Consider the following 22,740-nt stretch of genomic DNA (forward strand, 5'->3'; position numbering starts at 1 on the left):
TCCCCGGCGCGTGGCGCGCCGGGGACCACCCGTCCCGTGCCGACGGCGGTGCGTCACAGCCTCCGCAGGTATTCGTCAGCGACGCCGTGCACGGCCCGGTCCTCGGGCCGGACGCGTGAGTCGTCCAGCCGGAAGGTCAGCTTGTCGACGACCGCGACCACACCATCGATCTGACGGGTCATGGAGACGGCGATCTCCGTGTCGGTCTTGCGGTCCAGCTGTCCGGCAAGGGTGACCACGCCTTCCGTGACGGACACGTCGATGCTGCGCGGCTGCAGCCACAGAGCGCGCTCCAGCACCTCCTCGACGACCTGTGCGTGGATCTCCGCGTCGGGCCGCAGGAAGACCTGGAGCAGGTCGCGGCGGGTCACGATGCCGACGAGCCGCCGCTCCTCGTCCAGGACCGGCAGCCGTTCGACGTGGTGCAGGGCCATGGTGCGGGCGGCCACGACGATGGTGTCGTCGGCGTGGACCGTGACGGGTGGTGCTGTCATCAGCTGACTCGCGGTGCGGGCGCGCGCCTTGGCGGCCCGCGTCCGGCCCCTGCGGGTCAGACCGGGGAAGCGGTGGTGCTTCTTCGGCTCGTAGGGGTCCGGGGCGTCGGCCTGCCGGATCATCAGGTCGGTCTCCGAGACGACTCCGATGACCTTGTCGTCCTCGTCCACGACCGGCAGGCCGCTGATGCGGTGCTCGCCGAGCAGCCGGGCCACTTCCTTGAAGGGCGTCGCCTGCGCGGCGCGGACGACCTCCGTGGTCATCACGGAGCCGACCTTGTTGTGCTTCATGACTTTCCTCCTCGACGGAGCCGACGCTGACCCGAAGTCGGGGCCCGGGCGCCGGCAGGCGGGTGCTCGACCGGAAGCGGCCGACGCTCCGGTGGGTGTGCCTCCGCAGTTCGGCGCGGTCGTCGGCCCGCGCCTCATCGCCGAGTCTCCCCGGGTCTGTTGACACCTCGAAGCGTCCACCTGAACCGGCCGCCTCCCCATGGGCTGTTCGGGGCCGATCGAGGACCTGTCGGCCTTCGATCCGCGCCGGTTTACCGGTAGGGGGCTCGGTCCGCGGGCGAACGGACCTGCCCTGCCGACCGGTTCGTCTTCGTCCCAGCGGTCGGCCGGGTCCGGGCCTTCCGGCGCGGCGCAGGGCCGTCCGGCCCCTGCCCCACCGCCGGCGGGCGGGGCCATCGTGGACGGAACTTCCGACCGAGCCCGACGGCCCCTGGTCACCGAGCGGGGAGGAGACCCCATGTCCACCACGCTGCTCGACGTGGCGACCCTGGAGAAGATCGTCTCGGCTGCTGTGGCCGCCCCTTCGATCCACAACACCCAGCCCTGGCGATTCCGGCTGGACGCGGAGACGGCGACCCTGCAGATCCGGGCGGCCGCCGACCGCGGTCTGCGGCACATCGACCCTTCCGGGCGTGCGCTGCACCTGTCGGTGGGTTGCGCGCTGTTCAATGTGCGGCTGGCCGTCGCGCACTTCGGCTGGGAACCGGTGACCCGGCTGCTGCCCAGGCCCGACGAGCCCGGCCTGCTGGCCGCCGTCCGCCTCGGCGGTCCCGTCCGCTTCTCACCGGCGGCGGGGCTGTACGACGCCGTGTGGCGCCGGCACAGCAGTCGCTTCCCGTTCTCCGACCGGCCGCCGCCCGTCTCCCTGCTGCACGAGCTCGCCGAGGCCGTGCACGCCGAGGGGGCCCTCCTCGGCTACCCGGATCCCGGCGAGACGGACCGCCTGCTACGGGTGACGCTGGAGGCGGAGCGGCGCAACACGGCCGACCGCGACCGGGGAGCGGAGAGCCGCCGATGGATCCGGGAACCGGACGGCACGGCGCTCGGCGTTCCGCCGTCGGCCTTGGGGCCGCAGGACTACCGGGACCGGGTTCCGATGCGGGACTTCGCAGCCCACCGCCACCCGGCCGAACTCGCCGCCCGCACCTTCGAGCAACGGCCCACGATCGCCGTGCTCTCCACCTCGCACGACCGCCGGGCGGACTGGCTTCGGGCCGGTCAGGCGCTTCAGCGCGCCCTGCTGGTGGCGACGGCCGCCGGCCTGCGGGCGTCGCTGCTGCACCAGGCACTGGAATGGCCGGAGCTGCGTGAGCAGTTGGCAGGGCCGCAGGACGGCCGGGCGCATGCCCAGATGGTGGTCCGTCTGGGGTACGGACCGCAGGGGCCGGCCTCCCCTCGGCGTACGGCGGCGCAGGCCCTGGAGTAGGGCCCGCCCGTGCTCGGCCGGAAGCGCGCCGTGAGCTGACGTCCCGCGCCGCGCTCGCCCGCAAGGCACCGAACGGACCACTCGGACAGTCCCCTCGGCCCTCGCGGGCGCCCGCGGACTGCGATGTCCTGAGAGCGAGGAACGCTCCTGTTCCTCTCCGGGAAGGAGGAGAGTTCCATGTCCGAGTCCTCGACGGTCCGCCACATCACTCCGGGTTCCACGGTGCCGCCTCTCCCGTCGCAAGGGCCGGCCGCTCCCGCCTCCGGCGCCCTCGGGCGCGCGGGCAGGCCGTTGTCCGCCGTCGACCACGTCGCCGACTTCTACGGCGCCTACACCGACGCGCTGCGCGACCGGGGCCGGGGACAACTCGCCGACGCACTGCGGCATCACTACCTCACGCCCGAACTCCGCCGCAGCCTGATCAGCTGGGAAGCGGTTCACGACCGGGACGGTCTGCTGCGGGCGCGGGGCGTGCCGGCCTCATGGCGGGTGGTCTACGACAACAGCGGCACGGGGCACTGCTGGAGCCGGGTCACCCTGGTCTGGGAGGACGACGAGAACCACCCGTACCGCACCACCCGCCTCCTGGTCCGGTCCGATCCGGCCACCCGGCGCATCTGCGGCATACGGTCCCTGGGCACGTCGGACGCGGTCGACGCGACCTGACACACCCCTGCCAGGGCGTCCGCCGGAGTGGGGCTTCAGGCCCGAACGACCCACCCGCCCGGTCCCGCTCCGGGACGTTCAGCACCTCATGCCGCCGGCACCGACCGACGCTTCATGGGGGCATGACAAACATCCATGACGTACCGTCAGCGGCCGCCGGACCGCGCGGGCAGGAGATGCGCAGCCGGTGGGTCACCCTTGTGGTGCTCTGTGTGTCACTTCTGATCGTGACACTGGACAACACCATCCTGAACGTCGCGCTCCCGACCCTGGTGAAGGAACTCGGCGCGACGACCACCCAGTTGCAGTGGATCGTCGACGCCTACGCCCTGGCCTTCGCCGGGCTGATGCTGGTCACGGGCAGCAGCGCGGACCGGTTCGGGCGCCGCCGGGTCTTCGTCACCGGGCTGGCCGTGTTCGGAGCCGCCTCGGCGTGGGCGGCCTACTCGGGCTCGGTGGGCATGCTGATCGCCGCCCGGGCGGCAATGGGCATCGGTGCGGCGATGATGATGCCCGCCACGCTCTCGATCATCACGGACGTGTTCCGTGATCCCGGCGAGCGGCAACGCGCGATCGGCCTGTGGGCAGCCACCAGCGGACTGGGCATCGCCATCGGACCGGTGGCGGGCGGACTCCTGCTGGAGCACTTCTGGTGGGGATCGGTGTTCTGGGTCAACATCCCCGTCGCCGCCCTCGGTCTCGCCTGTGCCGCCTTCCTGGTGCCGGAGTCCCGCAATCCGGCGGCGCTGCGGCCGGATCCGGCCGGTTCGGTCCTGTCGATGGCGGGGCTCGGCCTCCTGCTCTGGGCGATCATCGAGGCCCCGGTGCGCGGCTGGTCCTCCGGCGTCGTGCTCGGCGCGGGCGGCACCGGCCTGGTGGTACTGGTGGTTTTCGCCGTCTGGGAGCGGCGCAGCACGCACCCCCTGCTGAACCTGGCCTTCTTCCGCGACCGCCGGTTCTCCGTCGCCACCGCGTCGGTGGCGCTCGCGATGTTCGGGCTCTTCGGGGCCCTGTTCGTGCTGACCCAGTTCCTCCAGTTCGGTCTCGGCTACAGCGCACTGCGGACCGGTGTACGGGTGCTGCCCGTGGCCGGGCTGCTCGCGCTGGTCGCTCCGCTGTCCCCGGCCCTGGTGCGGTGGGCCGGCACCAAGGCAGTGGCCGGAACGGGTCTGCTGGCCGTGGCGACCGGGTTGTGGCAGCTGTCCACCGCGGAGTCGTCCGCCACGTACGAGGATCTGCTGGCCGGTCTGCTGATGCTCGGCCTCGGCGCCGGACTCGTGGTGCCCGCCGCCCTCGACGCCCTCATGGGCACCCTGCCCCAGGGCGACACCGGGGTCGGCTCGGCCACCAACGGTGTCTCCGTCCAGTTGGGCGGGGCGGTCGGAGTGGCCGTGATCGGCAGCCTGCTGACCGCCCGTTACCAGGACCGTATGGGTCCGCCGCTGAGGCCGTACCAGCTGTCGCACGACGTCTCGGACAGTGTGCTCGGCTCGCTCGGGGGCGCGCTCGCGCTCGCCGAACGGGTGGGGGGCGTGTCGGGGCGGATGCTGGCGGACCTGGCCCGCTCGGCGTTCGTCAGCGGTATGGGCCTCGGCCTCACGGTCGGCGCCTGCGTGGCCGCCGGCGGAGCCATGCTGGCATTCGCCGCGCTGCCCGCCCGGCCGTCCGGGGCCTCCGTCGAGCCCGAGGAACCGCTGTAGGCCACACGACCACGCGAAGCGCGGGTCCGCAATGGCCAGGTCGGCCGGTGACCTGCCCGTTCAGCCCCTGCCGTGTGCGCCGGCCGCCGAACACGCTGGAAGAGAGGGATGAAGGAGATCCGCCATGACCGAGGTCCGCAACGCGTCGTCACGCGTCCGTCGCACCGGGGTTGTCCCCAGGGGCGAGAGCCTGGGCAGACCTGTCCGGACGCGGCGTGCGGCGACCGCCGGAGCGCGGCGCGGCGGGTCGGCTCGTCGGTGTCGGAGGCCGCCCGTGGGCGGACGGCAGAAGGAAGGCAGTCATGTTTCCCCTCATCCTGGTGGGCGCGACCGTCGTGGGCGCCTGCATGGTGTTCGGCTACAGCTCGTTCGTCGTCGGCTTCGCGCTGATGACGGTCGGCATCCTCGGCCTGATCGTGTTCATGGTCACACCGGGCATGGTTCGGCGCCCGGGCGAGCGCGGGACGGTGATCGAGGAGCGCCACTACATGGGGACGGGCGAGCACGACGACTACCGGCACCACTCCCGGTGATGTCCCCTCCGGGCGCTGTCCACGGCTCGTCACACCCCGGTCCGGAAGGGACCGTTCGGCACGCACGCGGCACCGCCCGGCCCACGCCCCGGCCCCTCCGGCCGGGGCACCGTGGGAACACAGGCCGATCCCGGAGGCAGCCATGAGCGAGAGCACGTTCGGCAACAGGATCGTGGTGGGTGTCGACGGTTCCGAGGCGTCCTTGGCCGCACTGCGCTGGGCCGGGGAGCAGGCACGCATCCTCGGCGTCGAGGTCGTGGCCGTGCACGCCTGGGAGCCTGCCGCCCCGTTGGCGCCCTATGCTCCGGCCGCCGGCCGGCCGACGACGGCCGAACAGCGCGAGCGGGCCACCGCCCTTCTTCACTCGACCGTGCGCAGGGCCTTCGGCGCGCGGCCGGCATCCTCGGTACGGGTGGTCCTCGTACAGGGCCCGCCCACGCAGGTGCTGCTCGGTCAGACACGGGGTGCCAGGATGCTGGCGCTCGGACGCCGCGCCCATGGGCAGTGGCAGCTGCCGGCCCTGGGTACGGTCGGCCGCGATTGCCTGCGATACGCGCAGGTACCCGTGGTGACGGTGCCGCCGTCTTCGGGAGCGGCGGTCCAGCCGCCCACGACCGGGGGAACGGCGCTTTCCCGCGGCAAGGCCCGAACGGCTTCCGTACGGACGGGGTGAGCGGCCGTTCGGCCCGTCACCGGGGCCACGCAGCCCCTGCCGGGCCGTCGCCCCCGCCGGACGCTGGGAGCCAACGGCCCGTGCCCGTAGAACGGGACGGGCGTGGATCATGGGGAGGTGTTGACTGTGCTTCGCCCTGTCGTCGTAGGGCTGGACGGTTCACTTGAGAGCCTCGCCGCCGCCGACTGGGCGGCCCGCGAGGCGTTGCGGCGCGGGTTGCCGCTGCGGCTGGTGCACGCGTACGAGGGGCTGACCCCTGAGGCATCCCGCCTGCCGGAGCTCGAGGCACCCCGTTCCTGGGCGGCCGGCATCCTGCGCGGCGCGATGGACCGGATCAACGAGCGGTATCCGCAGCTGCGCCTGAGCGCCGACCAGATCTCACGGCCGGCCACGGACACACTGGTCAGGGCAGGTGAAGAGGCCGAACTGCTGGTGCTCGGAAGCCGCGCTCTCAGTGGCTTCTACGGCTTCACGGCCGGATCGGTGGCACTGGCGACGGTGGCCCGTGCGACGCGGCCCGTGGTGCTGGTGCGCGCCGGCCGGACCTCCGAGGACGAGCGTCTCCCGGACGCCGAGGGCCGGCCGTCGGCGCGTGCGCCGTACCGCGAGGTGGTCGTGGGTGTGGACACCTCCCACCCGTGCGAGGAGGTCCTCGGGTTCGCCTTCGAGAACGCGGCGCTGCGTAATGCTCCGCTGCGGGTGGTGCACACCTGCCGGCCGCCGGGTCTGCTCGGCGCGGCGAACGCGGAGGCCGAGGTCATCGCCCGCAGGACCGCCGAACAGGCCCTGGCCGCGGCGACGGGGCCGTGGCGGGAGAAGTTCCCGACCGTCCGGGTGTGTGACGTCGTGCAGAGCGGGCGCCCCGTCCCGCAACTCCTGCGCGAGGCGGAGGACGCCGGCTTGCTGGTCGTCGGCCGGGAGCACCGCCCGGCCGGGCTCGGTGTCCGCACCGGGCCGGTGGCGCACGCGGTGATGCACCACGTCCGCTGCCCCGTCGCGATCGTCCCGCATGCCTGATCCGCCGGACCCGGTCGGCCTCCGGGAGGAGGGTGCCGCGTTCCAGGTACGCATGCACGGCCGTGCCGGCCAGGGCGCCGTCACGGCCGCCGAGCTGTTGTCGGTGGCGGCTTTCCCGGAGGACCGTCACGCGCGGGCGTTCCCGGGCTTCGGCTCGGAGCGCACCGGGCGCCCCCGATGGCGTTCTGCCGTATCGACGACCGCCCCTGCGGGTACGCGAGCCGTCATGCGGCCCACGACGCCCTGGTGATCCAGGACGCCACCCGGCTGCACCAGGTCAACGTCCTCGACGGGCCGCGGTCCGAAGGGGCGGTGCTGGTCGACTCGCCGGACCGGGTCGAGGAGCTGGGGCTCGCCGATCGCACCGCGAGCATGCCGCATGCGGTCGCTCTCACCGTGCCCGCCACCGTTCTCGCCCTGCGCCACTTCGGCCGGCCGGTCCGCAACGCGGTCCGGCCGGCCGGACTCGCCGCCGGCGGGTACGCCGTGCTGGGCGCTGCGTCGCCATGAGTCAACTCCCAAGTCCCGCGTCGCCGACGGCATGCCCGGGCAGGTCGTGAACCGCTCGGGTGCGGCGTGCGGTGCGAAGTCCGTGCCAGTGGTGGAGGCATCCGGACAGCCGGCACCTCCCGCATGTCCTGCTCCCGGTCCGTGCGCTTCAGCCTCGTGCGTCCGCCGCGCGGCCCGGAGAGGCCGAACGGCCCCGGCGACGGCCGCTCGGACCCGCCCTGGCCGGGAGTCAACTCTCCCGGGTGTCCCCACGTTCCAGGGTGGTCCAGCGAATCGAGCACGGCGACGGACCACGCGGTCACAACGACCAGCCGTTCGACCGCCCGTCACCCCCGGCGTCACAATGGGGGGTTCGGCTGCCGCTCCCCCACGGGCACCTGCCACACCAGCGAAGTGCCGCCGCCCTCAGGGCGGTTCGTCTCCAGCGAACCGCCCAGCTGCTCGGCCCGCTCGGCCATGTTGCGCAGCCCGCTGCGGCGGCCCTCGGCCGGGATGCCCACGCCGTCGTCCGTCACCGTCAGCCGTACCCCACGGCCGTTCGCCTCCAGGGCCACATCGGCCCGTTGGGCCCGCGCGTGCCGGGCGATGTTGGTCAGGGCCTCGGACAGCACGGCGATCACGTGATCGGCGATCTCCCGCGGCACCTCCGTGTCGACCAGGCCCTCCATGCGCACACTGGGCGGGAAGCCGAGAACGTCGGCGGCCTCACCGATCGCCCGTACGACACGGGCTCTCAGCCCAGTCCCGGCACCGCCGTCCCGTGCCCGCAGCCCGAAGATGGTCGACCTGATGATCTTGATCGTCTCGTCCAGGTCCTCCACCGCCCGCATGACGCGCTCGGCGGCCTCCTCGTGCTCGATGAATCGGCCGGCGCTCTGCAGCGTCATACCGGTGGCGAACAGCCGCTGGATGGCCAGGTCGTGCAGGTCCCGGGCGATGCGGTCGCGGTCCTGGAGCACCGCGATCTCCTCGGCGTCCCTGCGTCGGTCCGCCAGCTCCATCGCCACGGCGGCCTGAGCGGCGAAGACCTGCAGGGTCTCGGTCTCCGTGCCCGTGAACGGCTGCCGCCCGGTTTCCCGCGCCAGCAGGACCACCCCTCGCGGACCCGCCTCGCCCGTGCCGATGGGCACCGCCACGGCAGGGCCCAGTCCCCCGAAGCGCGGAGGTGCCAAGGAGATGCGCGCATCGTGACCGACATCCTCGCTGGTGACCGGAGTCGCAGCGGAGAAGGCCAGGCCCATCAGGGTCCGGTCCAAGGACAGCACCAGCCCCTCGTGCGCCTCGGCGTCGAGGCCGACAGCGATCTCCACGGCCAGCGACCCGGCGCCCTCCACGGGCAGGGCGACCACGGCCAGGGCCGACCCCGTGATCGCACCGGCCTGCTCCGCGATCAGGGCGAGGACCTCGGTGCGGTCGCCACCGGACATCAGCCTGTGGGTGATCTCGGCGTTCGCCCGCAGCCAGCGCTCCCGCAGCCGCGATTCCTCGTACAGGCGTGCGTTGTCGATCGCGACGCCGGCCGCCACGGCCAGGGTCGACAGTACCGACTCGTCCTCCTCGTCGAACTGCAGCCCGCCGCGCTTCTCGGTCAGGTAGAGGTTGCCGAAGACCTGGTCGCGTACCCGGATGGGCACCCCGAGGAAGGTGTTCATCGGCGGATGGTGGGCGGGGAAGCCGTGCGAAGCGGGGTGCTGGGAGATCTTCGTCAGCCGCAGCGGCTCGGGGTGGCGGATGAGCTCCCCGAGGATGCCGTGGCCTTCCGGGAACGGGCCGATCGCAGCGATCCGGTCCTCGCTGACCCCGATCGTGTGAAAGGCGGACAGCCGCTTGCCGTCCGGGCCGATCACGCCCAGGGCCGCGTACTCGGCGTCGACCAGCACGGCCGCCGCCTCCACGATGCTGTGCAGCGCCTGCTCCAGGTCGAGCTCCCGGCCGACCGACAGCACGGCCTCCAGCAGGCTGTGCACCCGGTCCCGCGTGCTACGGGCCGCGTCCAGCCGCGCCTGCAACTCCTCCAGCAGCTCGTCCAACCTGAGCTGGGGCAGCCGCACTCGAGCCCCTCCGGGCTCCTCGGAGCGTGCCACCGCTGACCCTCCCGATCGTGCGCAGGCCGGGCCGACAGTCGGCTGTCCGGTCACAGGACACCGTAACGTTCCGGGCCCGGTGAGAAAACAGGATCCGCCTCGCCGCGTCTTCCTCACGGGTCGCCGGAGCCGTCCGACGACCGTCTCCGCCCTCACGTCGAGGCTCAGGAACTTCTCCGGCCGGGGCCGCAGCAAAACCTCCGGAGCCTCCTGCTCGTCCAGGCTTCCAGAGTGCGTCGTACGCGGGTCACCTCCAGGCGGGCACCACCTCGTGGGTCAAGGGGTGCCGAGATGGCCCACGGGTCCTTCCGTGGTGCCGAAGGGCCCGTGTGGCGGCACGCGACGACGCAAGAAAGGGCGCCGCCGCTGGAGGGTGTTCCCCTCAACGGCGGCGCCCCTGGTGCGATGCGCTCCGGGCTGTCGGAGCAACCACCGGTTCCAGAGCGGCTCACGGTTGCGGCCGACGGTCACAGCAGCCAGCGGTTGCGGCTGACGACAGGCAGCCGTGCCCAGACCTTGCCCAGGCCCCAGGTGGCACCGGCGCCCGCCGCCGCGAGGGCGATCAGCACGACGGCGTAGATGAGGTGGTAGTCGGCGAACGGGTTGGTGGACATGCTCAGCGACCCGTCCGACAGGTGCTTGGCCGGCGGCCACTCCGCCATCCACATCAGGGCCATCATCGCCGTGCCCGCCACCGCGGTGAGCCGCAGCGCGACACCCGAGACGAGTGCCAGGCCGATGCCCAGCAGGCCGAGCATGAACAGCCAGTCCGCCCAGCCTGCCCCGGCCCAGTCGTGGAACGTGGACTCCAGCGGCCCGGCTGCGACCGAGCTCAGGAAGCCCCTGGTGGGCGAACCGCCGTCGATCCAGCCCTTGCCGGCCGGCGTGGCGTAGCCGAAGCCGAAGGTCTTGTCGAGGAACGCCCACAGGAAGACGAACCCGGTCAGCAGGCGCAGCCCGGCGAGCACGTGCGCACCGGTCACGGTCGCCGTCGCGGTGTCCGCGGCCTGCGGAACCGCTTCCGCCCGGTGCCGGGACGGCAGACGGAATCCCAGGTGACGTTGCGGGTGGTTGTGCACTGCCATGATCTTCATCCCCTCCGAGGAGTGTCACGCGAGGGCTGCCGCAGCCCTCGTCGCGTTTCCAATGTCCCTCCTGCGCGCCGCCCGCAGGAGGGGCTGCAAGGACCCGTCGACGGTCCGAACGTCTCCTGTCGCAGGGCCACTTGGCGGCCGCGGAGGTCCGTGTCAACGGCCCGTGGGCACCAGCACGACCGGGCAGTGCGAGCGGTGCAGCAGGGTGTGCGCGACGGGGCCGAGGTGCGGCCCGGGGTGTCCCGTCCGACGGTGGGCGCCGATGACCACGACAGCCGCCTCGCGGGTCGCCTCCAGCAGGGCGTGGGAAGGTCCGGTACGCACGGTGCGGGCGTCGACGCCCACGCGGGGGTACCGCTCCTGCAGACGGGAGAGGCTGAAACGAGGCACGGCCGCCTCCGCCCGGTCCCGCTGGGCCAGGCGCTGCCGGCCGGCGCTCGACACGGAGGCCTGCCAGGGCAGTTCGGGCGTGACGTACCGGTGGTCGGGTGCGTGCAGAGCCCACAGCCACACCCCACGACGCTCCGCCTCCTCGAAGGCGTAGACCGCTGCCGTTGCGTCGGTGTCTCCCCGCAGGCCGAGCAGCACCGCCGGCCGCTCCCCGGAGGGAGCGGCGCCGGTGTCGCACGGATGGTCCTCCCGTACGACCATCAGCGGACCGTGCACATGCGCGGCCAACCGCAGGCTCACCGAGCCGAACAGGGCGCCGGTGACCCCGCCGAACCCCCGGGTGCCGACGACGGTGAGGGCGGCGCACCTGCTCTCTTCGGTCAGCACCTTTACGGCGCTTCCCTGCACGGCCTTGGTCACCACCCGCAGGCCCGGGTGGCGAACGGCGACGCGCGCGGCGGCCGACGCCAGGATGGGCCCGGCCTCGTCGTCGTCGGGCACCGCGTAGACGACGCGCAGTTCGGTGTGGCGGCGCACGGCTTCGTCGGCGGCCCGGTCCAGAGCCCGTACGGCGACCACCGAACCGTCCACTCCGACGGTCACGTGATGGAGAGTCATGTCCCTTTTCCCTTCTGTGTTCCTTGCTGCCGGCTCGCAGCGGAAGGGGCCGCCGGGACCAGGGCACGGACGCCGCCCGGCGGCTCGCGGGTCCCGATACGGCTCCGAGGACGATGCTCGCGCCGCGCGCACACCGGGGGCAGGGACCGCGAGAACCCCACCGCACGCCGTACGGCCCCTTGTCGCGGGGCCGTACGGGCCATCGGCGGCTCTTGGCGCGACCACCCGCCCCCGGTCAGGGAGGAGGTCGAGCGGCTGGGGGAAGCCGACGCACGCCGGGTGAGGTCGCGGCGGGGACGGCTACCGGTTCTCGGCCAGGCCGAAGTTCGGACAGGCGATGCGTCCGAAGGCGTTCCCGAAGGCGCGGGCGGCCGGCCGGCCCCGGGGCGTAAGGCTCCGGGTGTTCGGGTGCCGGGCGATGTCGATCACGCGGAGGACGGCAGGGAGCACTGCGATCAGCGGCGCTGTCGCGACCCAGGGCGTGGCCGGTGGTGTGCTGAGGGAGTCGGCTCGTCGGCGTCGAACGCGACCCGGGCCTTCGTCTCGCCGGCCGCGTAGCGCGGCGGGATGTCGGCCACCGTGTGACCGCCGATGCGCCGGACGAACGGCTCGGCCCGGCCGAAGCCCCCGAAGGCGCCGACCGGTCCGGCGACCGTGGCGAGGCCGTTCCCGCGCACCTCGTCGGTGAACGCCGCCAGGACCTCGGCGTTGAAGGTTCGCCGGTCTCCTGCCAGGTGTGGCCGGCGTCCCGGGACTGCCGCACGCACGGCTTGAGCACCTGGCCCGCCAGGTCGTCGACGTCCTGGGCCCCGTTTCGACGGTGTGCGCGGCCGGCGAGCGACCGGCCGCGCACACCTGGTGCGGCTGCGGCGTGCCCTGTCTCAGCCGCGCCGCACCGGGATGGTCCTGGTTCCCGCCTTCTCCTGCGGGACCGGGACCGTGATGGTCAGCACACCGTCCTTGTACTGCGCGGTCGCCTCGTCGCCCTTCGCGCCGGAGGGCAGGCGGACCGAACGGGCGAAGGTGCCGTAGCGGAACTCGGTGCGGTGCTTCTCCGTCTTCTCCTCGCTGCGTTCGGCGCGCAGGGTCAGAACGTTCTCCTCCACCGTGATCTCGACGTCCTTGTCGGGCTCGATGCCGGGGAGTTCGGCGCGCAGGACGTAGATCCCTTCCTTCAGGTGTTCCTCGACGCGGATGCCGTGGAGTCCCGCAGGCACATGTGTCCCGGGGATCCCTCCCTCGACCCAGCCGAACAGCTCGGGCAGTGTCGGGAAACCGGGCAGCCGCTCCATCACGCCGCTCATACTCTGCCTCCTCTCCTTCCTGGTCGCTTCCAGCGTCCCGCGGTGCCGGCACGCCGTGCGTGGGCCGTCCGGGCCTCTGACGGACCCGGACGGCCCTCGCCTCTGCCACCGTTCCGGCGTCGGCCCCCGGTCAGTCGTGCGGCACCACCGCGACCGGCGCGGAGGCGTGTTGCAGCACCGCGTGGGTCACCGGGCCGATGCGGCCGCCAACCGAGGCCTGGCGCCGCTTTCGCCCAACGACGACCAACGCCGCGTCCCGTGAGGCGTGCACGAGGTGACGGCCGGCGCCGCCGACCACGGTCTGTGCGCTGACCTCCACGCCGGGGAACTTGTCCTGCCAGGGTCGCAGGACGTCGGCCAGCCCCTTCCGTATCTCCTCCGCCCGTTCGAGGTTCAGCCCCGTGTCCAGGGCGGCGCCATAGCCGTAGGAGGCCGCCTGGGTCCAGCCGTGGACCACCCGCAGACCGGCCACTCGACGACGGGCGGTCTCGAACGCGAAGTCGATGACAGCGTCGTCCGGATTCTCGACGTCCAGTCCCAGGACGATGTCGCGGTAGGGGGTGGTGATCGACCCGGCGCCCGTGGCGGCCGGCAGATGCTCGTCCTCGGCGCGCTCACCGGCCCGTACGAGGACGACGGGCCGCTCGGCGCGCGCCACGACGGCGAGTGCGACCGAGCCGACGATGAATCCGGGCACAGTGCCGAGGCCCCGTGACCCGAGGACCAGCAGTTCCCCGTCCTCGCCGGCTGCCAACAGAGCGGGGACGGCTTGTTCCTGGACCAGCCGGCTCGTGATCCGGAGCCCGGGGTGACGCCCGGCGATCCGGGTCTCGGCCTCGCGCAGCAGGTCGGCGGCCCACGTGCGCTGTATGTCGAGCACGTCCAGGGCCGGGAAACCCGCATACGGGACATACATGGGGAGCGGTGGGTCATCGGCATGTACGAGACACAGGGACACATCACGTTGTGCCGCTTCGCGGGCGGCCCAGTCTGCGGCGGCGAGGCTTTCGGGCGAGCCGTCGAGACCGACGGTGATGGCGGACATGTGCGGACCTCCTTAGGGGATGCACGCTCAGTCTCCGAGGCACGCGCACGCGACAGGAGGGGCCCGAGGTCCCTGCCACGGGGTCCGACCGGACCTCTGGGACGCGGGAGACGTGCAGCTCCGCCGTCGGGAAACCGCACCCGGGCGTGGTCGGCTGTATCGTCGGCGGCCGTTCCGTGCGGCGGGCCTCGACTGCGTCTCCTGCTCGCCGTTCCGGGTCCCGGTCGCCCGCCTGGAGGCAGGACGGGCCGCGCTTCCCGAGGCGGGGGCGAGGGACAGCAGGTGACAAGGGCCGGGCTCCGAGGCGAGGCGGCCCCTCACCGACGGCAGCGGGACCTGTCGCTCCCGGGTCCCGGAGACCCGCCCACCGAGCCGTGGGCGGGTCGGACCCTGCGCACAGGACGCTCGGCCCTGCTCGGCACGAGGCGCGGGAGGGAGCCTGGAACCAGGTGTCGGATCCGGCCGGCGACGGCCCGCCCGCACGGCAGATCCGGTGGACGACCCCGCCTGGACACCTGATGAGGAAGGAAGTGGGTGCCATGACCCGCATCGTCGGCGAGGTGATGACAGGCGACGTCGTCGAGGCGCACCGGGACACGTCGTTCAAGGATCTGGTGCGTCTGCTGGACCGGCATCGGATCAGCGGGCTGCCCGTCGTGGATCACGACGACAAGGTCGTGGGCGTGGTCTCCGAGACGGATCTGATCCGGCACCAGGCAACCAGGTCCGCATCCGGCCGGACGGGAAGGCTCCGCATCCCTCGGCTGAGGCGCGCGGCCCGTCGGACCGCCGCTGACACCCGCGCCGGTGCCGGCACCGCGCAGGAACTGATGACGACGCCCGCGGTGACCGTGCATCCGGAGCAGCGGATCGCGGACGCCGCGCGCGTGATGGAGCGTCACGGAGTGGAGCGGCTCCCGGTCGTCGACGAGGAGGACCGGCTGATCGGCATCGCCACCCGCCGAGATCTGCTGCGTGTCTTCCTGCGCACGGACGACGAGATCCGCCGGGAGGTGTTCGACGACGTGGTGACCCGTGCCCTGGGCCTGCCGGCCGACAGCGTCACCGTGTCCGTGCGGGACGGCATGGTCACGCTCGCCGGGGCCGTCGAGCAACGGGACGACATCCCGCTCGCGATCCGGCTGACGTACCGGGTGGACGGAGTGGTCGGCGTTGTCAACGGGCTGAACGTCCGCATCGATTCGGGACCCCTCAGCCCTCCGAAGGGACCGGCGGGACCTGGGGGCGGGCCCCGCTGAAGAGGGACGCTGCTGCTGGGAGCAGTACCGGTCCCCCGCAGTGCCGCTCCCATCCCGCGCCGCCCCCGCGGCGGCGGTCTCTCGACGACGGAGGCTCGCCCACCATGACCCGCCACGACGACCGCAGCGCGACCACCGAGCCCGCCGGGGCGCCGTCCGACATCTCCATCTCGGTGGACCGGCTGGTGACGAACGGCCTCAAGGCACTCGCCGACTACGAGGCGCTCGACCAGGAACAGGTCGACCACATCGTGAAGAAGGCCTCGGTCGCCGCCCTCGACCAGCACACCGCGCTCGCGCGGCTCGCGGTGGACGAGACCGGACGCGGTGTCTTCGAGGACAAGGCCGCCAAGAACATGTTCGCCTGTGAACATGTCACGCACAGCATGGGGCCGATGAAGACGGTCGGTGTCATCGCCTGCGACGACATCGACGACATGATCGAGGTCGCCGAGCCCGTCGGCGTCGTGTGCGCGGTCACACCGGTCACGAACCCGACCTCCACCACGATCTTCAAGGCCCTGATGGCGCTGAAGACCCGCAACCCGGTCGTGTTCGCCTTCCACCCCTCCGCCCAGAACTGCAGCTCGCAGGCGGCCCGTGTCGTGCGCGACGCGGCGGTCGCCGCGGGCGCGCCCGAGCACTGCGTGCAGTGGATCGAGACCCCCTCCGTCGAGGCGACCCGCGCCCTGATGCGGCACCCGGGTGTCTCGCTCATCCTCGCCACCGGCGGCAACGCCATGGTCAAGGCCGCCTACTCGGCCGGCAAGCCCGCCCTGGGCGTGGGCGCCGGCAACGTCCCCGCGTACGTGCACAAGAGCGCCGGGCTGCGCCGGGCCGTCAACGACCTCGTACTGTCCAAGTCGTTCGACAACGGCATGATCTGCGCCTCCGAACAGGCCGTCATCCTGGACGGGGAGATCTACGACGCGGCCCTGGCCGAATTCCGCACCCTGCACGCCCACTTGGCGACCGCCGAGGAGAAGGCGAAGCTGGAGGCGTTCCTGTTCCCGGCCGACGAAGCCACGGGAGCCGGCCGTGAGCCCAAGGTGAACTCCGCGGCCGTCGGCCAGAGCCCGGCGTGGATCGCCGAGCAGGCCGGGTTCACCGTACCGGCCGACACCTCGCTCATCCTGGTCCAGGCCGGTCAGGTCGGCCCGCAGGAACCGCTCACCCGGGAGAAACTGTGCCCGGTCCTCGCCGTCCTGCGCGCCGACTCCGAGCGGCGGGGCTTCGACCTGGCCGCCGACATGGTCGCCTTCCACGGGCAGGGCCACAGCGCAGTCATCCACACCGGGGACAGCGCGCTGGCCGAGGCGTACGGCCGGCGCATGAAGACCGTACGGATCATCGTCAACTCACCCTCGTCGCAGGCCGCGATCGGCGGGATCTACAACAGCCTGCTCCCGTCGCTGACACTGGGATGCGGCTCCTGGGGCAGCACCTCGGTCTCCAACAACGTCTCCGCCGCCCAGCTCCTGAACGTCAAGCGCGTCTCGATGCGCCACAACAACCTCCAGTGGTTCAAGGTCCCGCCGAAGATCTACTTCGAGCCGCAGTCCATCCGCTACCTGACCTCCATGCCGGACGTCCACCGCGTCACCGTCGTCACCGACGCGACGATGACCCGCCTTGGCCTCGTCGACCGGGTCGAGCGTGTGCTGCGACGGCGTCGGGAGCCGGTCACCATCCAGGTCGTCGACAACGTCGAACCCGAACCCAGCATCGACTCGGTGCGGCGCGGAGCCCGGCTCATGGGCGACTTCCGCCCTGACACCATCATCGCGCTGGGCGGCGGCTCTCCCATGGACGCGGCCAAGGTGATGTGGCTGCTGTACGAGCAACAGGCGCAGGGCAAGGACGTCGACTTCGCCGACATGCGGCACAAGTTCTCCGACATCCGCAAGCGCGCCTTCCGCTTCCCGACGCTGGGCAGGCTGGCCCGCCTGGTGTGCATCCCCACCACGTCGGGCACCGGTGCGGAAGTGACCCCGTTCGCCGTCATCTCGGATCCCGTCACCGGCAAGAAGTACCCGCTGGCCGACTACGCGCTCACTCCCAGCGTGGCCATCGTCGACCCGCTGCTCACGACCGGGCTGCCCCGGCCGCTGGCCGCCGACAGCGGCTTCGACGCCCTCACCCACGCCATCGAGGCGTATGTGTCCGTCTACGCCAACGACTTCACCGACGGCCCGGCCCTGCACGCGATCCGGCTGATCTTCGACAACATCGAGGCCTCGGTGAACGACGGCGCGGCGCAGCCCGGGGCCCGGGAGAAGATGCACAACGCCGGCACCATCGCCGGCATGGCCTTCGGCAACGCCTTCCTCGGCATCGTCCACGCGATGTCCCACACCCTCGGCGCCACCTTCCACCTTGCGCACGGCCGCACCAACGCCGTCCTGCTGCCCCATGTCATCCGATACAACGGCACCGTCCCCACCAAGCTCACCGGCTGGCCCAAGTACGAGAACTACCGGGCTCCGGAACGCTTCCAGGACATCGCCCGCACCCTCGGCCTGCCCGCCGCCACGCCCGCCGAGGGCGTCGAGTCGCTCGCCTCGGCTGTGGAGCGGCTGCGCGAGGCGGTGGGTATCGAGCCGACGTTCCGGGCCCTTGGCGTCGACGAGCGCGAATTCCTCGACGCGCTGTCCCAGCAGGCCCTCAACGCCTACGAGGACCAGTGCGCGCCCGCCAATCCGCGAATGCCCATGCTCGACGACATGCGGGAGCTCATGCGCCTCGCCTATTACGGCGGTACACAGGTCCGTCCCGCCCCCGGACAGGAGGCCCGACCGTAGCGCGCATCGGCACCGCTCTCGCGCCGGCGTCCGCTCGGGGTGCCGGTCGCGAAGGGGGCCGACGGGGCGGTACCGCAGAGCCGTCCGGCCCCTGGTGGGAGGAGCCCGGCGCGGCCGGTCCTCCCCAGGTGACGGGCCCTTCGGCACCTCTTCGGACCACCGCCCCCGGACGGCGCCGGAACAGGGGCCCACGCCTGCTGCACAGAGATCGCCGCCCACATCGACGCGGCCCCCTCTTCCCTTCCAAGTCGCCTTTTCCGGGAGGTCTTTCATGCGGTCCGCGGAATCCGCCGCCCTCGTCCGGGCCACCCTGCCCGCCGTGGCCGGAGCACTCGACGAGATCACCACCCGCCTCTACGCCACGACGTTCCACGACCGTCCGGAACTGCTCGACGGCATGTTCAACCGCGGCAACCAGGCCAGCGGCGCGCAGCACCAGGCCCTGGCCAAATCGATCGCCGCCTTCGCGACCGCGCTGCTCGACGACCCGGACACCCGCCCGGACGCGGTCCTGGCCCTGATCGCGCACAGGCACGCCGCGGTCGGCGTCACCGACGACCAGTACACGATCGTGCACAAGTACCTGTTCGGTGCGGTAGCCGAGGTTCTCGGCGAGGCGGTCACGCGAGAGGTGGCGGCCGCGTGGGACGAGGTCTACTGGCTGATGGCCGGCGCCCTGATCGCCCAGGAGGCCCGCCTCTGCCAGGACGCGGGCGTCCGGCCGGGAGAGGTCTGGCGGCCCTGGACGGTCGTCGAGCGCCGCACCGAGACCCCTGACGTGGTGTCCTTTCCGGTCCGCCCGACGGACGGCGGACCGCCACCGCGGGCCCGCGCAGGGCAGTACGTGAGCGTCCGGCTGCGCATGGCCGACGGAGTCCGCCAACTGCGCCAGTACAGCCTCTCCTCGGGCCCGGGCGGAGATCTGCGGCGCATCACCGTGAAGCGACCGGCAGGCCGGCCCTCAGCGCCGGACGGCGAGGTCTCCGCCCTGCTGCACGACCGCGTCCGCGAGGAGGACGAGCCGATGCTGTCCGCGCCGTCCGGGGACGTCTTCCCCGACGACCCGGCCGACGCCACGAACCCACTCGTGCTGGTCTCGGCGGGCATCGGCTGCACGCCCATGACCGGCATCCTGGCCCACCTGGCCGCCCTCGGCCCGACCCGTCCGGTGCTGGTCCTGCACGCCGACCGTTCCCCCGGCCGGCACGCTCTGCGCGCCGAGACACGCGATTTCGTCGGACGGCTTCCGGGTGCCCGCGCCGTCTTCTGGTACGAGCGCCCGGGAGCGGAGGAACCCGACGCCCGCACCGGTCCGATGGACCTGGGGGCATCCAGCTCCCCGACGGACCAACGGTGTTCCAGTGCGGCCCGCTTCCCTTCATACGCACGGTACGCGGACAGCTGCTCGCCGGCGGGGTGCCCGCGAGGCGCATCCGCTACGAGGTCTTCGGCCCCGACCCGTGCCTCCCCGGTACGGCGGCCTGAGTCACGCCGAACGTCCGAGTCCCCCAGCATTCCGATGTCCGATGGAGGAACACCCATGACCACCGACCACCCCCAGGCGCTGCCCACCGTGCAGCTGCGTTCCGACGGCCCCGTGGACGAAGCGACGCTGGCGTACGCCCGTACGAAGACCGATGCCGTCGTGAGCAGGCCGGGACTGCCCGCCGTCACGGGAGTCGTGCGCATCGTGCGGGCGGGCGCTCGCCACGCCGACCACCCGTGGCTGGCCACGGCCGACCTGCACGTCGGCGGTCGCCAGGTGATCGCCACGGCCGAGGAGGCCACGGGTACCGAGGCCGTCGACCGGCTCCAGGACCGGCTGCGCGGCCAGATCGACAAGGCCGCCCGCTCCTGGGACGACGGCCACCGGGCCGCGTCCCCGCCGTGGCGCGGCGGAATCCGGCGGTCCCGCGGCGAAACCGACCCCGGCAGCGGGGCGGAGGGCTCCCGCACGACCTGAATCCGCGGTGCGCACAGACCCGGTCGGCGGGCTTGATGCCGGCTGCACCATGCGCGGCGGGAGGATGTTCGAGGTCGAGTTCCGCTGCACGTACGACCTGCGTTCCGGCATCCCGGGTCTCGACGCCCCAGCCGTCTCCTTGACGATCCGTCCCCGTTCGCCGGTACAGGGGCAGGCGGCTGCTGCTCCCCCTTGGGCACCACGCGGGATCTGAGCGGGAGTCCGGTGGGCCCCCTCGCCTCCTGGGCTGAACGGCCCTGTCCAAGAGCTCAGTCGGTCCCGAGCAGCCTCTCCGCGGCACCTGGTCGGCCCATGTCGTCCCGGGGGCGCGGCTGTCACCTTCGGACATGTCGACACGACGACGAGAAGGAGGTGCGGACCGATGCCCAGGACCGGGTACTCAAGGAAACTGCTGTGGCGGTGGCGGAAGAATCCGCTGCGGCGGCGCCATGACATCGTCGAGGCCTGGATCGTGCTGGCCACGTGGACGGTCGTCGCCGTGGGCGGCACCGTCACCGGACTGGTCACGGCCCATACCGCGGACGAGATGTTCGCGCGGCAGCGAACGGAACGGCGCTCCGTCCGAGCCGTGCTCCTGAACGACGTCCCGCGCGGCACCGGCACGCTCGGCGGAACCGATCGCCGGCCGGCGTCGGTGCGCTGGACGACACCCGGCGGTTCGACCCGCACAGGCCGGACGCTTGTGAGCACTGGGCTCAAAGCCGGCACCAGGGTCACGGTCTGGCAGAACGCCCAGGGCAGGCTCACCCTCGCGCCGACGGGCTCCACGGAGGCCGCAATCGAGTCCGGGTTTCTGGGTGGCGCGGCCGCTCTCGCACTCGCCGCACCGGTGTTCGGCGCCGGCGCAGCCGCCCGGTGGCGGCTCGACCGCCGCCGCATCGACGAATGGGACCGGGAATGGGATCTGGTGGGACCGCGATGGGGCCACAAGACCAGCTGAGTTCGTCACGGCCTAAAGGCTCCGGGCCCAGGGGCGGCCTGGAGCCTCGCCAGGTGTCCGCAGCCCGGGCCTGCCCCCCCGTGCCAGACCTCCGCGGGCCGTTCGGCCTCTCCCGGCATGCGACGGCACGCTCCGGGCTGGGCCGCGAAGGGACCGTCCGCCGCCCCGGACAGCTGTCCGGCCATGGGCGGGACGGGTCGTCGGCGGGCAGGACCTCGCGGGCCGGCCAGGGCGTGCCCGCCGGTCCGCGTCCAGCGCCGCCTTCCCCGCCTCATTGGCCCGGTGGACGCGGCGAGTACGGCCGCCGGCCACCGGGCTCAGAGACCAACAGGCCGTCCGACCGGTGCGGCGTGGAGAACAGCGCACGGGGGCTGATCTGGTAGCCGTGGCCGGCCAAGTCGCGGGCCCTCCACGCGCCATGGATCACCCCGCTGGAACTCCCTCACCGGCGTCCACCGCCTCCCTGACCGCCACCACCGGGGATGACGAATCCGATCTCGGACCCCGATACGCCGGGCGCTCGGTGACGGACCGCCCGGCATGCCCGCAAGCCGACGGTCATGCGGCCTGGCCAAGGCCCGCGGCGGTGAAGTCGGCGTGGGGATTCGGGTCGTCGTCTCCCCTCGCCGAGCGGCAGGTCGGCTTCCGCCCGGGACGGCCGCAGCAGCAGTCGTTCCAGTTCCTCGAGGTCGACGGAGTGCTTCCGTTCGCGCCCGGCAACAGCGGGGCAGACCCCGGGGGCGGTCGGCTCTCACGCCTGAACCGACCGCCCCCTCCCCCCTCGCGGGGCCCGGCCGCGCGGGTCAGTCGTCCGCCACCAGGGCGGTGAGGTCCAGGAGCCGGTTGGTGTAGCCCCACTCGTTGTCGTACCAGCCGAAGACCTTGGCCAGGGTGCCGTTGGCCTGGGTCAGGGCCGGGTCGAAGACGCAGGAGGAGGGGTCACCGATGACGTCACGGGAGACGATCGGGGCCTTCGACACGCGCAGGATGCCGTTGAGCGCTCCCTCGGCCGCCGCCTCGAACACGGCGTTGATCTCGTCCGCGCTCGCCTCCCGGCCGAGCACCACGGCCAGGTCGGTGAGTGAGCCGTCCTCCACCGGGACGCGGACCGCGATCCCGTCCAGGGCCCCGGCGAGTTCCGGCACCACCAGACCCACGGCACGGGCGGCGCCGGTGCTGGTGGGGATGATGCTCAGGGCGGCCGAGCGGGCCCGGCGCAGGTCCTTGTGCGGGCCGTCGAGCAGGGACTGGTCGTTGGTGTAGCCGTGGATGGTGGTCATCACGCCGCGCTCGATACCGAAGGCCTCGTCGAGGACCTTCACCATCGGGGCGACACAGTTGGTGGTACAGGAGGCGGCGGAGACGATCCGGTGCTGATGCCGGTCGTAGGAGGCGTCGTTGACACCCATCACGATGGTGGCGTCGACGTCCTTGCCCGGCGCGGACAGCAGCACGGTGTGGGCGCCGGCCTTCAGATGCAGGGCGGCGGAGTCCCGGTCGCGGAACCGGCCGGTGGACTCGATGACGATCCCGGCGCCGTAGTCCAGCCAGTGCAGGGCCGCGGGATCGCGCTCGGCGGTGACGGCGATGCGCCGGCCGTCCACCGTGATGGAGCTGTCGTCGTGCAGGACGTCGCGTCCGATGTGCCCGAACGTCGAGTCGTACTCCAGCAGGTGGGCCAGGGTGGCGGGCGAGGTGATGTCGTTGATCGCGACCACCTCGACGTCCTGGGTGCCCGCCTCGGCACGGTCGAGTGCCGCGCGCAGGTAGGTACGGCCGATGCGGCCGAATCCGTTGATGCCGACGCGTACGGTCATGGCGGTGAACCTCTTTCGGGGTCGGTGGTGTTCAGGCGTTCCAGGTCCAGTCGGCGACCTCGGGCAGGTCGGTGCCGTGTTCGCGGATCCAGGC

20 protein-coding genes and 1 pseudogene are annotated in these 22,740 nt (G+C 72.5%); 12 read left to right on the forward strand and 9 right to left on the reverse strand.

Annotated features, from left to right (window positions below; all coding sequences use genetic code 11):
* Window positions 1-53: 53 nt before the first annotated feature.
* Complete coding sequence (locus ACFXI4_RS43755) at window positions 54-785, reverse strand: CBS domain-containing protein (RefSeq protein WP_385003041.1); 732 nt, start codon at window positions 783-785, stop codon at window positions 54-56.
* 457 nt (window positions 786-1,242) lie between these two features.
* Here ACFXI4_RS43755 and ACFXI4_RS43760 point away from each other — a divergent pair, with 457 nt between their 5' ends.
* From ACFXI4_RS43760 to ACFXI4_RS43790, 7 genes are all read left to right on the forward strand, one after another.
* Window positions 1,243-2,211: an Acg family FMN-binding oxidoreductase gene (locus ACFXI4_RS43760; protein ID WP_362719911.1), complete on the forward strand. Its 969-nt coding sequence runs from the start codon at window positions 1,243-1,245 to the stop codon at window positions 2,209-2,211.
* 177 nt (window positions 2,212-2,388) lie between these two features.
* A complete protein-coding gene (locus ACFXI4_RS43765; RefSeq protein ID WP_385003045.1) occupies window positions 2,389-2,877 on the forward strand; it encodes a hypothetical protein in 489 nt (162 codons plus the stop codon).
* 122 nt (window positions 2,878-2,999) lie between these two features.
* Window positions 3,000-4,577 carry an MFS transporter gene (locus tag ACFXI4_RS43770; RefSeq protein ID WP_385003048.1) on the forward strand — a complete coding sequence of 526 codons (1,578 nt, stop codon included), beginning with the start codon at window positions 3,000-3,002 and terminating at the stop codon, window positions 4,575-4,577.
* A gap of 302 nt (window positions 4,578-4,879) precedes the next feature.
* Window positions 4,880-5,110 (forward strand): hypothetical protein, encoded by a 231-nt coding sequence (locus ACFXI4_RS43775; protein ID WP_385003051.1) that lies wholly within the window; start codon window positions 4,880-4,882, stop codon window positions 5,108-5,110.
* 142 nt (window positions 5,111-5,252) lie between these two features.
* Window positions 5,253-5,783, forward strand: a complete 531-nt coding sequence (locus ACFXI4_RS43780) for a universal stress protein (RefSeq protein WP_385003054.1) — start codon at window positions 5,253-5,255, stop codon at window positions 5,781-5,783.
* A gap of 117 nt (window positions 5,784-5,900) precedes the next feature.
* Complete coding sequence (locus ACFXI4_RS43785) at window positions 5,901-6,800, forward strand: universal stress protein (RefSeq protein ID WP_385003057.1); 900 nt, start codon at window positions 5,901-5,903, stop codon at window positions 6,798-6,800.
* A 177-nt stretch (window positions 6,801-6,977) separates the two neighbouring features.
* Entirely contained in the window at window positions 6,978-7,310 is a 333-nt protein-coding gene (locus ACFXI4_RS43790; protein WP_385003060.1) for a hypothetical protein, read from the forward strand.
* A gap of 338 nt (window positions 7,311-7,648) precedes the next feature.
* On the opposite strand, the gene ACFXI4_RS43795 is transcribed toward ACFXI4_RS43790, so the two are convergent.
* The 7 genes from ACFXI4_RS43795 to ACFXI4_RS43825 all read right to left on the reverse strand — a co-directional run bounded on the left by ACFXI4_RS43795 (window position 7,649) and on the right by ACFXI4_RS43825 (window position 13,845).
* Window positions 7,649-9,394: a GAF domain-containing protein gene (locus tag ACFXI4_RS43795; protein WP_385003063.1), complete on the reverse strand. Its 1,746-nt coding sequence runs from the start codon at window positions 9,392-9,394 to the stop codon at window positions 7,649-7,651.
* Between the two features lie 467 nt (window positions 9,395-9,861).
* Window positions 9,862-10,479, reverse strand: coding sequence for a hypothetical protein (locus ACFXI4_RS43800; RefSeq protein WP_385003066.1), 618 nt, complete (start codon window positions 10,477-10,479; stop codon window positions 9,862-9,864).
* Between the two features lie 162 nt (window positions 10,480-10,641).
* A complete protein-coding gene (locus ACFXI4_RS43805) occupies window positions 10,642-11,496 on the reverse strand; it encodes a universal stress protein (protein ID WP_385003068.1) in 855 nt (284 codons plus the stop codon).
* A 300-nt stretch (window positions 11,497-11,796) separates the two neighbouring features.
* Window positions 11,797-11,925, reverse strand: a complete 129-nt coding sequence (locus ACFXI4_RS43810) for a hypothetical protein (RefSeq protein ID WP_385003071.1) — start codon at window positions 11,923-11,925, stop codon at window positions 11,797-11,799.
* A gap of 26 nt (window positions 11,926-11,951) precedes the next feature.
* Window positions 11,952-12,263, reverse strand: a complete 312-nt coding sequence (locus tag ACFXI4_RS43815) for a hypothetical protein (protein WP_385003074.1) — start codon at window positions 12,261-12,263, stop codon at window positions 11,952-11,954.
* Window positions 12,264-12,377: 114 nt separating this feature from the next.
* The gene (locus tag ACFXI4_RS43820; protein WP_385003077.1) at window positions 12,378-12,800 is read right to left on the reverse strand and encodes an Hsp20/alpha crystallin family protein; all 423 of its coding nucleotides are present in this window, start codon (window positions 12,798-12,800) and stop codon (window positions 12,378-12,380) included.
* A 130-nt stretch (window positions 12,801-12,930) separates the two neighbouring features.
* Window positions 12,931-13,845, reverse strand: coding sequence for a universal stress protein (locus ACFXI4_RS43825; protein ID WP_385003080.1), 915 nt, complete (start codon window positions 13,843-13,845; stop codon window positions 12,931-12,933).
* A 539-nt stretch (window positions 13,846-14,384) separates the two neighbouring features.
* Between ACFXI4_RS43825 and ACFXI4_RS43830 the strand changes: the two genes are divergently transcribed.
* From ACFXI4_RS43830 to ACFXI4_RS43850, 5 genes and pseudogenes are all read left to right on the forward strand, one after another.
* Window positions 14,385-15,104 (forward strand): CBS domain-containing protein, encoded by a 720-nt coding sequence (locus ACFXI4_RS43830; RefSeq protein WP_385003083.1) that lies wholly within the window; start codon window positions 14,385-14,387, stop codon window positions 15,102-15,104.
* A 104-nt stretch (window positions 15,105-15,208) separates the two neighbouring features.
* Entirely contained in the window at window positions 15,209-17,905 is a 2,697-nt protein-coding gene (gene adhE, locus ACFXI4_RS43835; RefSeq protein ID WP_385003086.1) for a bifunctional acetaldehyde-CoA/alcohol dehydrogenase, read from the forward strand.
* A 271-nt stretch (window positions 17,906-18,176) separates the two neighbouring features.
* Window positions 18,177-19,390 (forward strand): annotated as a pseudogene (locus ACFXI4_RS43840) (globin domain-containing protein).
* A gap of 55 nt (window positions 19,391-19,445) precedes the next feature.
* Window positions 19,446-19,868: a hypothetical protein gene (locus ACFXI4_RS43845; RefSeq protein WP_385003089.1), complete on the forward strand. Its 423-nt coding sequence runs from the start codon at window positions 19,446-19,448 to the stop codon at window positions 19,866-19,868.
* A 382-nt stretch (window positions 19,869-20,250) separates the two neighbouring features.
* A complete protein-coding gene (locus ACFXI4_RS43850; protein ID WP_385003092.1) occupies window positions 20,251-20,829 on the forward strand; it encodes a hypothetical protein in 579 nt (192 codons plus the stop codon).
* A gap of 803 nt (window positions 20,830-21,632) precedes the next feature.
* Here ACFXI4_RS43850 and gap read toward each other — a convergent pair.
* Complete coding sequence (gene gap, locus ACFXI4_RS43855; protein WP_385003095.1) at window positions 21,633-22,646, reverse strand: type I glyceraldehyde-3-phosphate dehydrogenase; 1,014 nt, start codon at window positions 22,644-22,646, stop codon at window positions 21,633-21,635.
* Window positions 22,647-22,740 lie beyond the last annotated feature (94 nt).

This window comes from Streptomyces sp. NPDC059224 (genome assembly GCF_042754285.1).
Lineage (GTDB): Bacteria > Actinomycetota > Actinomycetes > Streptomycetales > Streptomycetaceae > Streptomyces.